Origin of the sequence: Corynebacterium sp. EPI-003-04-2554_SCH2473622 (assembly GCF_001665955.1) — a bacterium.
Classification (GTDB): Bacteria; Actinomycetota; Actinomycetes; order Mycobacteriales; family Mycobacteriaceae; genus Corynebacterium; species Corynebacterium pseudodiphtheriticum.
The window spans coordinates 1-1,795 of sequence record NZ_LZMN01000025.1 but is presented as its reverse complement, the minus strand read 5'-3'; the positions used below and the strand labels follow the sequence as shown (position 1 = coordinate 1,795).

At 56.3% G+C, this 1,795-nt stretch carries 2 protein-coding genes and 1 pseudogene; 2 read left to right on the top strand and 1 reads right to left on the bottom strand.

The window, feature by feature from the left end; all coding sequences use genetic code 11:
* Window positions 1-172: 172 nt before the first annotated feature.
* Window positions 173-493: a hypothetical protein gene (locus A5774_RS01965; protein ID WP_064833157.1), complete on the bottom strand. Its 321-nt coding sequence runs from the start codon at window positions 491-493 to the stop codon at window positions 173-175.
* A gap of 126 nt (window positions 494-619) precedes the next feature.
* Here A5774_RS01965 and A5774_RS01960 point away from each other — a divergent pair, with 126 nt between their 5' ends.
* Both A5774_RS01960 and A5774_RS01955 read left to right on the top strand, forming a co-directional pair.
* Entirely contained in the window at window positions 620-1,261 is a 642-nt protein-coding gene (locus A5774_RS01960; protein ID WP_231892311.1) for an NADPH-dependent FMN reductase, read from the top strand.
* Between the two features lie 47 nt (window positions 1,262-1,308).
* Window positions 1,309-1,795 (top strand): annotated as a pseudogene (locus tag A5774_RS01955) (hypothetical protein); the annotation flags it as partial.

The window sequence follows — 1,795 nt, the reverse complement described above, 5'->3', positions numbered from 1 at the left end:
GAACTTCGTGCTCTCATAAAAAGTGCTCCTCACTAGTCGGAAACTGATTTCTCAGTCCAACTAATGGGGAGCACTTCATCATCAGCGGGCCTATTTGTAAAAAACGCACCAAACGCATGATCACCGGCGATGGAATGTCTTCTCAGCACCGCGACGGGGTGAGACCACCCGATCAACTCCGCGGTGGCGGCGCCATCCCCAGCGCAACGTCCACGAAATCATCAAGTTTTTGCTGATCTTCACCACGCAACAAGATCGCCAACATCCGCATAAGGCCGTGGGCTATTTCTTGCTGTTCGTTTTGGGAATACTCACTCTGCCCAGCGAGCTTTGCCTCCTCGACACCTGCGCCCTCTATACCTTCCCCCTTGACACCTGCACCCTTGTGCGGGCAGAGCGCATCCACCCCGGCTTGGTAATTACCTTTGCGTAGTTGTTGGAACACGCTAATTGCTTCCAACCAGGCGCATTCTTTGTCGACTGCTTGCGACATCGCAGGCTCCTTCCTTGCAAGCGGGATTAGTTCACGCAAACTTTGTTAGACTTCATGCCACTGAACTTAATTGTTCATTGGATCTATTTACTGATTGTCAGCAAGCCTACTAGGCACAGAGAAAGGATGTTGCGCATGAACAACCCAGCAACTGACAACACCCAAACAGCACCCACCCAAGCAGCGCCCACACAGGAAGCGTCGGCAAGCAAGAAAAAGCAGATCACGGTGCTGGTCGGCAGTCTGCGCGGCGGATCATTCGCGCGCAAAATCGCCAAACAAGCCATCGAATTACTGCCGGAAGACTGCACCGGCAGCATCGTCGAGATTGGGCACCTGCCGTTGTACAACTTCGACTACGACGATCCAGAAGTCACCGAGGTGCAGACCCCAGATTCCTACACCGAATTCCGTGAAACCATCAAGGCCTCCGACGGCATCTTGTTCGTGACCTCCGAAAACAACCGCACCATCCCGGCGTGTCTGAAAAACGCCATCGACATCGGATCCAAACCAAACTCAGATGTCGCCTGGAAACACCTCCCGGCCGGCATCATCAGCCACTCCGTCGGGCGCATGGGCGGCTACAGCTCGCAAAAGAACCTGCGCCTGGCACTCTCCTATTTCGACATGCCCACCCCAGGCCAGCCAGAGGTCTTCCTGGGACAATCACCGAACTTGCTTGACGACGCCGGCGCGTTCAACAACGACAAAACCCGCGACTTCGTCGCTGACTACCTGCGGCGCTTCGCCAAACTCATGCGCTAGGTACACGCCAGGGGTCTAGATAAGCGCCACGGCTCTAGACTGGCAGCATGAGCCTCATGCGGGATAAATCTTTGTGGCGCCAAGTACTGGTGCAAACACCTCTGCTGGTGCTGCTGTCACTCGCAGACGTTGATTTCGATCCCGGTCTTACTCCCCGGCCTCCGGGTGCGCTCACCGCAGCTATCACCGCGGTGCTCTGGGTGGGTTTGTTGTGGCAGCGACGCCGCCCGGAGCCAGCCCTGATGCTATTGGCGGCAACACTGACCGTACTGGCGGTTGCCACCAATGGGTTTTCGTTGCTGGGCTATGCGGTGGTCTGTTGGCAAGCATATTTCATCGCCGCCTACCTGCCGGTGCGCCGCAAACTCTGGGTGGCGTTGTTGCTGCTCGGCGCCGTCGGCACGCTGGTGCTGTCCACGGTGCGCAGCTATTTCTTCCTACACCAGATTCTCGGGCTGGATAGCACCCTTGGCCTGCAACAGTTTTTTGTTTTCTATTCCGCACTCATCTTCATCACCCTCCTTTCCATCGCGC